Here is a 13,058-nt window from a genome sequence, read left to right as displayed (position 1 = left end):
GTGGACGCATGCCGGACGAATCAGCCCAGGAGCCGGAAGCCATCATCGACGCCGTTGTCGAGCCCGATCCGGCGCCTTCGGCGAGTCCGGCGACGGCGCCGGCAGAACCCGTCGACACGGGCTACACCGCAGGCGGTGTACCCACGTTCGATTCGGTGCGCGAGAAGATCGAGACCCGCTACGGCACGGCGATCGGCGCCGCGGAACTCGATGCCGAAACACCGGAAGGCCGCTCCGTCGAGGAGCAGTACGAAGCGCGGCAGCGTGCCGCGGCCGACCGGCTTGCGCAGATCCGCGAATCCATGCGCAAACCCGAGTCTCAGTAGTCGGATTCGGCGGCCAGGATCTCGGCAAGGTAGGCGTCCTCGGCCGGTGAGGCCAGCCGCGACCGCGCGAAGTCCCGAATCCGCTCGCGCGTCTGCGCCGACTCCCCGCCGCCGGCGCCGACCGTCAGCGTGGTCACGCGCCAATCATGGTCCCACGCTGACGATTCCGATATCGACTGCTGATCGGGGCCCACGACGGGAAACGCCGCACGGCCGTCGGCCCCGAGCACTCCGTCACCTCCGAAAGCGCCGGAGCGCAACCGTACCGGCACGCCACTGGGCGAGCCCAGACCCGACAACTCCACGCGCACAGTGGCGGTCACTGAGTCGTCGGCAGACTCGACGCTCCAATTGACGGTGTTCTCGGCCGCGTCGAAGACACCGGCGGGAACGGCGGACCAGTGCACTGAGCCAACACCCGTCGCAACGGTCGCTGTCGACGTCCGTCCGCCATCCCCGCCCGCAGCCAGCGCGTAATCGTCCCTGCGACTGGAGCGCGCAGGCGTGTCGAAGACGATGCCCACCTCGTCGGCGAGGTCGGTGCACTTCTGCACCAGCTCGACGACGCGCGGGTCACCCTCGTGGACATGGGCGTTAAGCGCGGCGACGTGCGGCCGCAACACCTCGGCCACGTCGGAGTCGAAGGTGTCGTCGGAGAAGAAGTCCTCCGCGGCCACAGTGAGAATCGCGATCTCCGCATCCAGCAACGCGGCGTCGAGCGCCGCGATCCCATCGCGCCGGCTCGCCGGCCACCACCGCCGCAACCAATGACCGAACGCCAACCGCCGCAACGGGTCCAGCGAGCCGGGCAACACATCTACCCCCGCCAGGTCCACCGCCTGCGCATCCTCGGGTGGAGCGTGATCGACCGTGGACGCGACCGCGCGATGTCCGTCCTCGCCGAGCACGCGCCACAGCCAGTCCGCCCTCGCGGGATCGGTGAACGTGATCTGCGGATCAGCGGACGGATCGTCGACGGTCCACGACAGCACCGCACCGCTGACCTCCAGTACGGCGTGCAGCGGAGAAGGTGCCGCGGAGGGTCCCGTACTCCACAGCCCGGAATCCGACATCAACTTCATCCGGCCACTTGCACTTCCAGCATCGTCTTGATGCGCTGCCGGTGGTCGAGACTCACCGACCGCGCGACGCCTTCCAACAGCGCGCGGACGTCGTCGACGTCGGAACAGGATTCCTGCCAGACGTCGCGGCCATGCAAGCGCGCCCACAGTCGGCTCAGATACGGTCGGGCGAACGCAGCGAGGTCGTCGATCACCTGCTGCTGGCGAGGGTGGACCGGCCCGCTGTCGGCAAGATAGCGACGCGCGTGCAGCACGTACGCCTCCTTGCGCAGCCGGGCCTGGATCTGACGGGCGAGGTCATATCGAGTGGTCGCGGTTTCGGACAGCGGCGCCAGGTCTACGGCGACCTCGATGCCGGCGACCAGTGTCGCCTGCTTGTCCTCGCCCATCAGCCCCCATGGCGCGCAGCACCGGTCGACCTCTTCCTCGCACAGCACCGGAACCTCTGGCAGTTCTTCGCGATCCATCGCACGGCGAAGGGTTGCGCGTACCCGGTCGATCACCGACCGATTGAGCGGCCGTTCGCCGTCGGACCCACCGATGACCTCCGGCGGACCCTGCGGTTCCGCGGAGCTCAGGCCGAGCGCGACGATCGACCACGGCAGCTGTGACCCGCGTTCATGCGCGGCCGCGCCAAGGTTGTATGGGGTGACATCGGCGATCAGCGCCTGCCACACCCGCTGCCGCGCCGCAGAAGCGCCGTGCGAATCGGCCGGGCCCAGCACCGTGGTCAACCCGGACAGGAAGGGACCGGTGATCTGGTTGCCGGGCCGAACGTCTTTCCAGCTGGAGCGCAGCTGGTCCGACAGTTCCGAGATGACGAGATGGTCCGACGAATAGGTGTTCAGCACTTCGATCGCGGTGCGGTCGCGGTCGGCATGGATCTCACGCAGCACCGATTCGGCCTCACCGGAATCAGTCTGTGCAGGTGCACCTTTCGTCACAGCAAGCTCGAAGCACACCGGAAAATACAACTCCTGGGCGTTCCCGCTGGTGATCCGCAGCCGACGGCGCTCACGCTTGAGCAGCTCGAACCATGCTGCCGCCGCGCGCATCTGGGCGGCCTGGCCCACGATCGCGTCATGCATGGCCTCGGCGACGTCGACGGCCACGAACGGCGCCGAGAACTGGGTGTTGGAGCGCAACCGAAGCACCAAAGGGTCGATGATCCGCTTCACGGTGCGCCGCAACGGGCCGCCGTCGTCACCACTGAGCACCTCCACACCAGGCCCGATCGCGCGCCACGCGCGGTCGATGACCGCGCGCCGCGGATGGGCGACGGCGATGGCCGTCTCAGCAGTGCTCATAGCAACAGGATAAGAGTCGGGTACCCGGCAAAGTTGGGTTCGGTAGCCGACCGGGTGTCCGAGCCTGGTGGCATGTCCAGCGCGTATTCGATCGCATTAGTCATGTTCCTGCTCGTCGCCACGGCGTTGGCCTACCTGATTCCCGACCGCGACGAGGTCGTCACCCCCGAAGGCGGCGAAGCCGACGAGCGCCTTGCCACCGCCGACGACATGGCGGCCATTCGCGCCGAATTCGACCGCATGTTGGTCGCGAAAGGCCTGGTCACCGATGGTCAAATCGACCTGATCCGACACGGCACCAAATCCCGCGCGGTGATCACCGGCATGCGGACCACCGGGCGCGCGCGGGAGGATTTCCGCGAAGTCGAGCTCGACGTGATGGTGCATCGCCCCGGCGGCGGACAGTTCGCGGCTCACGAGAAGGCACTCATTCCCGAATCGGCCATCACGAAGGTCTCGCCTGGCAGCCTGGTCGACACGTACTACCGCTCCGACGACGAGTCCGCGGTCGCCGTCTGTGTGTCGCCGGCCTGATCACCGGGCACCGTCGACCGCGAAAGTCGCCAACGCGGCCCAGTACAGCGGGCTCGCGGTCGCATCACCGTCGGTCCAGCGGCGCATCCGTTCACGTTGCCAGCTGTTGACCGTTCGCCCGGCATCCTCGGCCTCGTGCGCGCGGTCGACGGCCAGGATCGCGTCAGACATCGGGTCGGCATCATTCGTCGACGCGAACAGCCGGTAGCCAGCGGCCGTCGGCAGCGACCACAGCGTGGCCGTCACCAGCTCCGCGCCGCCGAGAATCATCGCCGCGACCAGACCAGTCGCCTCGTCGAACCGATAGTCACCGCCGGACGCACAGGCCAGCAGGCCGACGCGTGGCGGAACGGGAAGCCTCAGTGCCATGAGATCCGATGCGGTGAGCGGTCGTTCGTCGGCCAGGTGAAGCGCGGCCCGGTCAGCGTGTCCGACGTCGCCGTCGGCCGCGGTCGCGTGGCCGACGTACAGCAGCCGACTGGGCTGCTGCGCCAACAGATCCTCGAGCCAGGCGCGGTCCGCATCGGCACGCCGGAAGAGGTCGACCGACGACGCTACATCGGGCAGGACCTTCCGGCCTCGTATCAGCTCGCCGAAGTGCTTGGCCAGCAACGTATCCGGTGACGGACGCCCGAGTACGGAACCCAACGCCGAATCCGGCCGCTGACCGGGCACCCGGGGATCTAGCACCAGCAGCGGCGGTCTGCCCTGCCGGCCGGACCAGCCAGCGGGTTCGCGCGGTGAGTGCACGATGTTCGGCGGAGCGGCCATTAGGACGTCGACCAGCTCGATGAGTCGGTGTCCGTCGTCACCGGGCATCGCGACGAGACCCCACGGGACCCGGGCCAGCCGCGCGCTGGGCGACACGAACAACACGGCCCGGGGTGACGCGACGCAGTCGAGAAGTAACTGCCAGGCGTCGGGTGCGATCAGCTGCGTGCCGAGTGTGCGGGCGATCGACATTTCGGTGGCGGACGACGCGAAGGCGCCCTTGGTGATTGCGCGTTCGAGGGCGTCGCGTCGGGTCTCGGTGTCGATCGGATCCGGCAACGCGGCGGTCAATTCGTCAAGTGCGGCCTGTAGCGCCGCCTCCTCGATCACCCACGTCACGGTCCTCGACGGCTGCCCTACGACGCGCAGGCTGACATACGTGGCGATTCCGACGTCGGCGAAGCGCAGGACCAGCGTGGCGGTTTCGGCCTGGGTTTCCCCTGGGGTCACGGCCACGTCGCCCATGTCGCGCCGGCGGCGGTCACGTCGCGGCCGTACCGTTCGCGCGCCAGGCTGCGATACCGCGTCAGAATCTGACCTGAGGTCGGATCCATCTGCAGCGCCGGCAGCGGACCCAGCCGCGTCAGCCCCGCACCCGCGACAGACAGCGACTCGCCCGCCGCGACCAGCGCGTACTCGTCGATGGTCTCCAGCGGTACCGCAGCTGTCGCGGTCCCCGTCCATTCAGTGGGCTCCTGATCGGGCTCGGCGCTGAATGTTCCTCGTGCACTGTGATACTCGACCAACTGGCTGACGAGGTCGGTGTTGCCCCACTCCCAGGCCACGGCGAAAGCCCCAGCGAGCATGCGGGCCGACACATGGGTGGCCCAGCGCATTCGGGCGTCGGCATCGGTGATCAGGTGACGCACCGAGTCGACCGCGAGCGCAGCGGGTACCTTCAGTTCGGCCGCCTTCTCAAGCTTGGCCGCCGCGTTATCAGGGTCGGCCAGTGCGTCCGCACGCCAGATGCTGCCGATGTGGTCATGCAGGCGGGCGTATTGCAGCCAGCTGTGCCGCGGCCATGAATCGAGGAGTTCGCGTGCTTCTTCGGTCCGGCGGCGTGCCGCGTCGAAGTCGCCCCGGAAGATGTCAACCCAGCTGCGCTGCAACAGAATACGGTGGATGTGGAGTGGTTTCTCGATTTCGCGCCAGTGCCGCTCGGCGTGGCCGAATCGCTCGTCGGCGTCGTCGAGCTCATGGATGGACAGCGCGATCAGGCCGAAGTAGAGCCAGCACCGCGAGACGTCATGGGCCCGCAGCCCCTCGGCGATCGCCGGATACGACGCGTGCGCCAGGTCCTGCGCCTTGGCGCGGTCGCCCAGCGCCCACGCCGCCGTCGCACGTTCGAATTGCGTTCTCGCCGTGCCTAATGCCCAGTTCCGCGCTTCGGCGCGGGCACCTGCCCGTCGCAGCCATGGCTCGGCCTGCGGCAGCCGACCTGTCTCGATGCAGAACCTGCCGTACGACGTCGCGCCGTTGACAAGGAGGTAGTCGTCGAATTCATCGCTGCCGTCCGTACCTTCGATCGCATCGATCACCTTTTCCCACAGGGGAACCGACTGCACGTGCAGATCGTCCTCACAGAGCGCGTTGGCGCAGAGGATGCGCGCGAAGGTGATGAAGCGTCGGTGTTCGTCGGCGAGATCCGGATAGTCGGTCGTGTCCTCGGTCAGCACCAGCAGCGCCGCCTCGGCGGCTTCGTGGTCACCGTGCGCGGCCGCCAGACCCGTCTGCAGGAACTGCGCGCGGCGCGAGTACCGGCAGGTCATGTGGTCGATCTCGGCGTCCGACATGGTCACCTGCTCCGCCAAATCGGGCCGGTTGCCCGCCCGGACCTGCTGGTAGGTCGCGAGGCATTCGCGGATGCGGCGCACAGACTCGTCGGTCCCGTCGTACGCGGTGCGAACGAGATAGAGCTCGCCCAGCTGTGCGTACACCTCGAGCAGCCAATCGTCACGGTCGGCCGCCTCGATCGCGGGAACCAGTGACAGCAGCAGGTCCTTGGCCGCCTCCTCTTTGGCGGCCAACGACAACTGGCGTGCCCGCTCGAGGTCGGCCACGATCGTCATTTCTGAATCATAGGAAGCGGCGGACGTGGAGGGTACGTCCGCCGCTTCCGGTCGGCGCCCGATCAGGTGCAGTTCACCTTGATGGTGAAGGGCTTGGTGACCATGCCCGCCATCGGATTCGCCATGTCGGCGCCGGTGGCTTCGCCGGTGATGGTGTAGGTGCTGCCGTCGACCTTCACCTCGGCCGAGCCGGTCTTCGCGCCCATCGTGTTGGTGACGCCGAGCGCGTTGCCGTCCACCGACATGGCCAGCGACTCCACGGTCGGGGTCGCCTCGTCGGTCATCACGACGGCGAGGCCGGACTGGCCGTTGATCGCCGCGCTGGCGACGTTGATCTTTCCGCCCTGCTTGACGCAGGTCACCGAGTTCAGGTCCAGGCCGGACAGGTCACTGCCACCGACCTTGACCTCGGTCGAGCCGCTCGTGCTCACCTGCGTGTTTCCGGATGCCTCGCTGTTTGGTGCAGCCGACGGCTTTTCGTCCGAACAGCCCACCAGGACGGCCGCGCCCAGACCCAGTGCAACCACACCCGCGACAACTCGATTCATCGATTTCTCCTTCGTCATACGCCGCCCCACTGGCGTCGTCGTGAGCTCAGTCAAGGCGGCGGACGCGGCTACCGATCCCAAAGTTTGTCGGTATTCGCAGGTAGCGTTCGCAGGCGATGCGGTCATTCACGGTTGCCGAGCGGCGGGCCCGGCTCGCGCGCAGGCACTTTCTCAACGCGCCCGCACAGGACCCGGCTCAGGTCGCAGGCGATGTCGTCGGCCTGCATGCGACCGATCCGGCCACGCCCTATCTCTCGCTGTGGGCGCGGATGCCGGGCTTCACGATCGCCGACCTGGACTCCGAGCTCTACGACCGCCGGACGCTGGTGAAGCACCTGGCGATGCGACGAACGCTGTGGGTGGTGCGCGCCGACGACCTGCCCCACATCCAAGCGGGCGCCAGCGACCGGGTGGCCGACAACGAACGACGCAAGCTCGTTGCCGACGCGCAGAAGGCCGGCGTCTGCGGCGACGGCGACTCATGGCTGGCCGCCGCGTCCAGGGCGGTAATGAAACACCTCGGCAAGCACGGGCCGACCAGCGCCAAGGACCTGCGTGCCGCGCTGCCGGAGTTGGCGGGGCACCACGATCCCGCGCCCGGCAAGCGGTGGGGCGGTGAAACACCGCTGGCACCGAGGATTCTGACGTCGCTGTCGGTGCGAGGTGACATCGTCCGAGGACCGAACGACGGATCGTGGACGGTGTCGCGACCGCGCTGGGCGCCGATGTCCGGCTGGCTGCCGTCGATGCCGAACGCGGTGTCGCCGGACGTCGCGCGCACCGAACTGGTGCGACGGTGGCTGCGCGCGTTCGGCCCGGCGACCGTCACCGACATCAAATGGTGGTTCGGCAACACGCTGACGTGGGCGCGGCAGGCCCTTGTCGACCTCGAGGCGGTCGAGGTGGATCTCCACGGCACACCCGGGTTCGTACTCTCCGACGATCTGGACGTCGAACCGGATGCCGAACCGTGGTGTGCGCTGCTGCCCGGGCTCGACGTCACGACGATGGGGTGGTTCGACCGGGACTGGTATCTCGGCGGGCACCGCGGTCAGGTGTTCGACACCAACGGAAACGGCGGTCCGACGGCATGGTGTGACGGTCGCATCGTCGGCGCATGGGGTCAGGACGCCGACGGGCGGGTCGAGCTGCGACTCCTCGAGGATGTCGACCGTAAAGCGCGGCAGGCGCTGCAGCGGCGGGCCGACGAGCTGACCGACTGGCTCGCCGGCGTACGGATCAACCCGCGCTTCCCCTCCCCGCTGTCAAAGGGGACGTTGGCTAAGCGCTGACCTTGCTGCGCTTGCGCTTCTTCGGTGCCGGCCGCGCGACACCCAGCGCCTCGGCCAGGAAGTGGCCCGTGTAGCTGTCGGGGTTGGCGGCGACGTCCTCCGGGGTGCCGGACGCGACCACCGCTCCGCCGCCCGCTCCGCCCTCGGGACCCATGTCGACGATCCAGTCCGACGTCTTGATCACGTCGAGGTTGTGCTCGATGACGATGACCGTATTGCCCTTGTCCGCCAGGCCGTTGATGACGGCGAGCAACTTACGGATGTCCTCGAAGTGCAGGCCCGTGGTCGGCTCGTCCAAAATGTAGATGGTGCGGCCGGTGGACCGCTTCTGCAGTTCGGACGCCAGCTTGACGCGCTGCGCCTCACCACCGGAGAGCGTCGGCGCGGGCTGTCCCAAGCGGACGTAGCCGAGTCCCACGTCGACCAGCGTCGCCAGGTATCGATGGATCGACGTGATGGGCTTGAAGAACTCCGCCGCCTCCTCGATCGACATGTCGAGCACCTCGGCGATGGTCTTGCCCTTGTAGTGCACCTCGAGGGTCTCGCGGTTGTAGCGGGCGCCCTGGCACACCTCGCACGGCACGTACACGTCCGGCAGGAAGTTCATTTCGATCTTGATGGTGCCGTCACCCGAACACGCTTCGCAGCGGCCACCTTTGACGTTGAACGAGAACCGGCCGGGTTGATAGCCACGGACTTTCGCCTCCGTGGTGGCCGCGAACAATGTGCGGATCTTGTCGAACACGCCGGTGTAGGTGGCCGGGTTCGACCGCGGTGTTCGGCCGATGGGCGACTGGTCGACGCGCACGAGCTTGTCCAGCTTGTCCAGCCCCGTCACGCGGGTGTGCCGACCCGGCACCTGCCGTGCGCCGTTGAGCTTGTTCGCCAGCACCGACGCCAGGATGTCGTTGACCAGGGTCGACTTGCCCGACCCGGAGACGCCGGTGACCGACGTCAGCACGCCGAGCGGGAACGACACGTCGATCTCGCGCAGATTGTGCTCGCGCGCGCCGATGACGGTCAGCTGCCGCTTGCGGTCGGCGGGCCGGCGCATCGCCGGGACCTCGATCTCTTCCTTGCCCGAAAGGTAGGCGCCGGTAATCGAATTCGTGTTGGTCAGCAGATCTTCGTACGTGCCGCTGTGCACGATCTGACCGCCGTGTTCACCCGCCGCGGGCCCGATGTCGACGACCCAGTCGGCGTGGGCGATGGTGTCGAGGTCGTGCTCGACGACGATCAGCGTATTGCCCAGGTCCCGCAACCGGATCAGCGTTTCGATGAGCCGCCGGTTGTCACGCTGATGCAGCCCGATCGACGGCTCATCGAGGACGTACAACACCCCGACGAGCCCGGAGCCGATCTGTGTGGCCAACCGAATGCGTTGCGCCTCACCACCGGACAGCGTGCCCGCCGCCCTCGACAACGACAGATAGTCGAGCCCCACGTCGAGCAGGAACCCGAGCCGCGACTGGATCTCCTTGAGCACCTGGCCCGCGATGGCCTGCTCACGCGAGCCAAGTGTCAACGCGTTGAGGAACTGTGAGCATTCCGCGATCGAGAGTTCGGCGACCTCGGCGATCGATTTCGGCCCGTACTCCCCCGCCGTCATCGTCACCGCCAGGATCTCCGGCTTCAGCCTGGTGCCCTCGCACTCCGGGCACGGCACATCACGCATGAAGCCCTCGTAACGTTCCTTCATCTGCTCGGAGTCGGTCTGCTCCATACGACGTTGCAGGAACGCCATCACGCCCTCGAAATCGGCGTAATAGGACCGGGTTCGACCGTAGCGGTTCTTGTACCGCACATGCACCTGCTCGTCGCAGCCTTCGAGGATCGCTCTACGCGCCTTCGCGGGCAGCTTCTTCCACGGGGTGTCGACGTCGAAGCCGATCTGGTCACCGAGACCGGACAGCATCCTGGTGAAGTAGTCGGCCGTCTGCCCCATGGACCACGGTGCGATCGCGCCCTCGGCGAGCGTCAGGTCCGGATCGGGGACGACGAGTTCGGGGTCGACCTCCTTGCGAATGCCCAGCCCCGTGCACTCCGGGCAGGCGCCGTACGGCGAGTTGAAGGAAAACGACCGTGGCTCGAGGTCATCGACGGCGAGCGGGTGACCGTTCGGGCATGCCAGCTTCTCGGAGAACCTCTGCTCGCGGTGCGGGTGGTCGTCTTCCCGGTCGACGAACTCCAACACCACGATGCCGTCGGCCAGGTTCAGCGCCGTCTCCACCGAGTCCGTCAGCCGTTGTTTGGCGCTCGCCTTGACCGTCAACCGGTCGACGACGACCTCGATGTCGTGCTTTTCCTGCTTCTTCAGCGTTGGCGGCTCGGTCAGCGGATACACCACACCGTCGACCCGGACGCGGCTGTAGCCCTGGGTGTTCAGCTTGTCGAACAGGTCGACGAACTCGCCCTTACGGGTGCGCACCACCGGTGCGAGCACCTGGAACCGCAGGCCCTCGTCCATGGCGAGGACCTGGTCGACGATCTGCTGTGGCGTCTGGCGAGCGATGCGCTCACCGCACACCGGACAGTGCGGCGTGCCGGCGCGCGCGTACAGCAGACGCAGGTAGTCGTACACCTCGGTGATCGTGCCCACCGTCGACCTCGGGTTGCGGTTGGTCGACTTCTGGTCGATGGACACCGCCGGCGAAAGACCTTCGATGAAATCGACGTCGGGCTTGTCCATCTGGCCGAGGAACTGGCGCGCGTAGGCGGACAGCGACTCGACGTAGCGGCGCTGGCCCTCCGCGAAGATCGTGTCGAACGCCAGCGACGATTTGCCCGAACCGGACAGACCGGTGAAGACGATCAGCGCGTCACGCGGTAAATCAAGGTCGACGCTACGCAGGTTGTGCTCGCGCGCACCCTTCACAACGAGGCGGTCAGCCACCCGGTATTCCTCCCAAAGACATAGTTGAAGCCCATGCTATGTGCCGCCGCCGACAAGTCCCGGCCAAGCCCTATACCGTGAGGACCATGACCGTCGTCGACGACAACTACACCGGACATGTCGAAGCGCAGACAGCAGCTCGACGCACCCTTCCGGGTGCATCGATCGTCAAGGTTTCGGTGGGCCCGATGGATAACAACGCCTACCTGGTGACGTGTTCCCAGACCTGCGAGACGCTACTCATCGACGCGGCCAACGACCCCGAAATCCTGCTCGAACTCATCGAGCGGTTCGCGCCGAAGCTGTCCCTGATCGTCACCAGCCACCAGCATTTCGACCACGTGCAGGCGCTCGAGCAGGTGGCCAGGAGCACCGGCGCGCCGACGGCGGCTCATCAACTCGACGCCGAGGCGCTGCCGGTCAAGCCCGACCGGATCCTCGCCCAGGGCGACACCATCAAGGTCGGCGACCTGACTTTCGACGTCATCCACCTGCAGGGTCACACCCCGGGTTCGGTGGCGCTCGCGCTCGTCGGAGCGGACGAGGCGACACACCTGTTCACCGGCGACTGCCTGTTCCCGGGCGGTCCTGGACGTACAACACGCCCGGAAGATTTCGACTCGCTGATGAGCGGCCTTGAAACCAAGGTGTTCGACCGCTTCAACGACGCGACCGTGGTCTACCCCGGCCACGGCGACGACACCACCCTAGGCGCCGAGCGCCCGCACCTGGCCGAGTGGCGCGAGCGCGGCTGGTAGCCATCGAGCGGGGCGAACTCGCGCCGACATATGCGGGTGCCGCGACATATGCCAGATTCCGACATTTGCACTGATAGCGACAAATGCCGAATATGCTTGTAGCACTTGGCAATTCACGATCTTCGGTGTTAGCTTCTCCGCATGGCGACCACCGTCGACACCCCGCCCACCGATCCCGAAACCGCGGCGCTGGACTACCTCGTTCGCATCGGCGAAGCCGTTCCCAAAGCGACGGCCCTCGCCGGTGTGTTGCGCGACCTCGCCGGCGTCTTGCACGTTGAGGGCGCGCTGTCCGACCTGACCGCGATGGCCGACGCGCGCGTCGCTGCCGCGACGCGGCCTGCACGGCCGACGATCCCGTCACCGCGCTCAGGATCCGCGCCGCCGCGATCCGTGCCGGGTGCTGGGACTGCGCCAATCCCGACGGGCTCGCCCAGGCGCTCGACGGCGCCGCAACCGTGCTGGACGTGATGTGAGCGGGCCCGCGCCGCGATCGTTCCCGCCGGCGTGGGCTGGCCTGGTCGACGCCTATCTCGCGGTCGAGGCGCGGCACCCGACGCGGTTTGGTCGGCGGCGATCGCCGGCGCGGATTCACGCGTCCGGCTGATGCCACGACAGGTCCTCAGGGCCTGGGCTGTTCGTACAAACGGCAACGCCCGATGAGGATCTCTGCCAGCCGTTCAGGTTCGCTCACCATCAGCATGTGGCAGGTGTCGATCTCAATGAGGGTCTGCACTCCGCCAAGCGCGGCGATGCACTCGCGTTGAATCTTCATCGAGACGGCGCGATCACGCCGAGTGAGTATCCATGTACGTGGCACCTCGTCGGGCATACCACTGCGGTCAACTTTTTCAATCATTATTGAGGGTGATTCCTGACAGGACCCAGCCAGCGTGAACCTGCGCTGTGCAGAAGTCATTCCGTTGCAGAATACAAACCTCGCCAACGCAGTAGGCAAACCTCCCGGGCGTAATGAACGGGATTTCTGCACATTACGTTTCGCGGTGCGACGTGCGTACCAGCTCAGCGCCCCGGAAAACGTGTCCACCAGGGCGCTGCCGTTGGTTGGTACTTGCGCGGTGGCCAAGATCATCTCCCGCACGCGCGCCGAGCCAAGCTTGGTGACAACACCGGGGACGGTCACCCCCGCCAGCGAATGGCCGACGATCACGAGGTCGTCGAGCGCAGCATTCTCGATGTCAGACACCACCGAATCGACCCACCCATCGATACAAGCCGTGATCAGGTCACCGCCTTTATTTCCCCGACCCGGCAAATCAACGGTGAGCACCTTTAGTTCCGGCTCCAGGATGCGGATCACGTCGATGGTTGGCTCCCAACAATCAGCGGCGAACCCGCCTCCGTGCACGAGAACCAATGCGGGCAATCCCATCGCCAGGTCCTCCTTCAGCGTCGTGAGCGCAGGACCGCATCGTAAAGCGTTGCCACGACGGAGCGGTATACCGCGGTCGACAACG

At 66.9% G+C, this 13,058-nt stretch carries 12 protein-coding genes; 5 read left to right on the top strand and 7 right to left on the bottom strand.

Annotation, left to right across the window (positions count from 1 at the left end):
- Positions 1–8: 8 nt before the first annotated feature.
- Positions 9–326, top strand: a complete 318-nt coding sequence (locus G6N36_RS02770; protein ID WP_170311104.1) for a hypothetical protein — start codon at positions 9–11, stop codon at positions 324–326.
- On the opposite strand, the gene G6N36_RS02765 is transcribed toward G6N36_RS02770, so the two are convergent.
- Both G6N36_RS02765 and G6N36_RS02760 read right to left on the bottom strand, forming a co-directional pair.
- The gene (locus G6N36_RS02765; protein ID WP_163684751.1) at positions 320–1,408 is read right to left on the bottom strand and encodes a hypothetical protein; all 1,089 of its coding nucleotides are present in this window, start codon (positions 1,406–1,408) and stop codon (positions 320–322) included. The two genes, G6N36_RS02770 and G6N36_RS02765, sit on opposite strands and share 7 nt — an antisense overlap.
- Positions 1,405–2,715, bottom strand: coding sequence for a hypothetical protein (locus tag G6N36_RS02760; RefSeq protein ID WP_163684749.1), 1,311 nt, complete (start codon positions 2,713–2,715; stop codon positions 1,405–1,407). Before G6N36_RS02760 ends, G6N36_RS02765 begins: the two co-directional genes overlap by 4 nt.
- A 72-nt stretch (positions 2,716–2,787) precedes the next feature.
- Here G6N36_RS02760 and G6N36_RS02755 point away from each other — a divergent pair, with 72 nt between their 5' ends.
- Positions 2,788–3,249, top strand: a complete 462-nt coding sequence (locus tag G6N36_RS02755; RefSeq protein WP_163684747.1) for a hypothetical protein — start codon at positions 2,788–2,790, stop codon at positions 3,247–3,249.
- On the opposite strand, the gene G6N36_RS02750 is transcribed toward G6N36_RS02755, so the two are convergent.
- The 3 genes from G6N36_RS02750 to G6N36_RS02740 all read right to left on the bottom strand — a co-directional run bounded on the left by G6N36_RS02750 (position 3,250) and on the right by G6N36_RS02740 (position 6,637).
- Entirely contained in the window at positions 3,250–4,485 is a 1,236-nt protein-coding gene (locus tag G6N36_RS02750; RefSeq protein ID WP_163684745.1) for a CHAT domain-containing protein, read from the bottom strand.
- Positions 4,467–6,089, bottom strand: a complete 1,623-nt coding sequence (locus G6N36_RS02745; RefSeq protein WP_163684743.1) for a hypothetical protein — start codon at positions 6,087–6,089, stop codon at positions 4,467–4,469. The genes G6N36_RS02750 and G6N36_RS02745 overlap by 19 nt, the downstream gene beginning before the upstream one ends.
- A 62-nt stretch (positions 6,090–6,151) precedes the next feature.
- The gene (locus G6N36_RS02740) at positions 6,152–6,637 is read right to left on the bottom strand and encodes a lipoprotein LpqH (RefSeq protein ID WP_163684741.1); all 486 of its coding nucleotides are present in this window, start codon (positions 6,635–6,637) and stop codon (positions 6,152–6,154) included.
- Between the two features lie 116 nt (positions 6,638–6,753).
- On the opposite strand from G6N36_RS02740, the gene G6N36_RS02735 reads away from it, so the two are divergent.
- A complete protein-coding gene (locus G6N36_RS02735; RefSeq protein ID WP_163684738.1) occupies positions 6,754–7,929 on the top strand; it encodes a winged helix DNA-binding domain-containing protein in 1,176 nt (391 codons plus the stop codon).
- Here G6N36_RS02735 and uvrA read toward each other — a convergent pair.
- A complete protein-coding gene (uvrA, locus tag G6N36_RS02730; protein ID WP_163684736.1) occupies positions 7,919–10,822 on the bottom strand; it encodes an excinuclease ABC subunit UvrA in 2,904 nt (967 codons plus the stop codon). The two genes, G6N36_RS02735 and uvrA, sit on opposite strands and share 11 nt — an antisense overlap.
- Before the next feature lie 86 nt (positions 10,823–10,908).
- On the opposite strand from uvrA, the gene G6N36_RS02725 reads away from it, so the two are divergent.
- Both G6N36_RS02725 and G6N36_RS02720 read left to right on the top strand, forming a co-directional pair.
- A complete protein-coding gene (locus tag G6N36_RS02725; RefSeq protein ID WP_163684734.1) occupies positions 10,909–11,580 on the top strand; it encodes an MBL fold metallo-hydrolase in 672 nt (223 codons plus the stop codon).
- 141 nt (positions 11,581–11,721) lie between these two features.
- Positions 11,722–12,051: an amino acid aminotransferase gene (locus G6N36_RS02720; RefSeq protein WP_235689953.1), complete on the top strand. Its 330-nt coding sequence runs from the start codon at positions 11,722–11,724 to the stop codon at positions 12,049–12,051.
- A 151-nt stretch (positions 12,052–12,202) separates the two neighbouring features.
- Here G6N36_RS02720 and G6N36_RS02715 read toward each other — a convergent pair whose 3' ends face one another.
- Positions 12,203–12,973 (bottom strand): alpha/beta fold hydrolase, encoded by a 771-nt coding sequence (locus G6N36_RS02715; RefSeq protein ID WP_163684732.1) that lies wholly within the window; start codon positions 12,971–12,973, stop codon positions 12,203–12,205.
- Positions 12,974–13,058: the final 85 nt, after the last annotated feature.

The sequence above is a fragment of the Mycolicibacterium gadium genome, from assembly GCF_010728925.1.
Lineage (GTDB): Bacteria > Actinomycetota > Actinomycetes > Mycobacteriales > Mycobacteriaceae > Mycobacterium > Mycobacterium gadium.
This window is presented reverse-complemented; position numbering and strand designations above follow the sequence as displayed.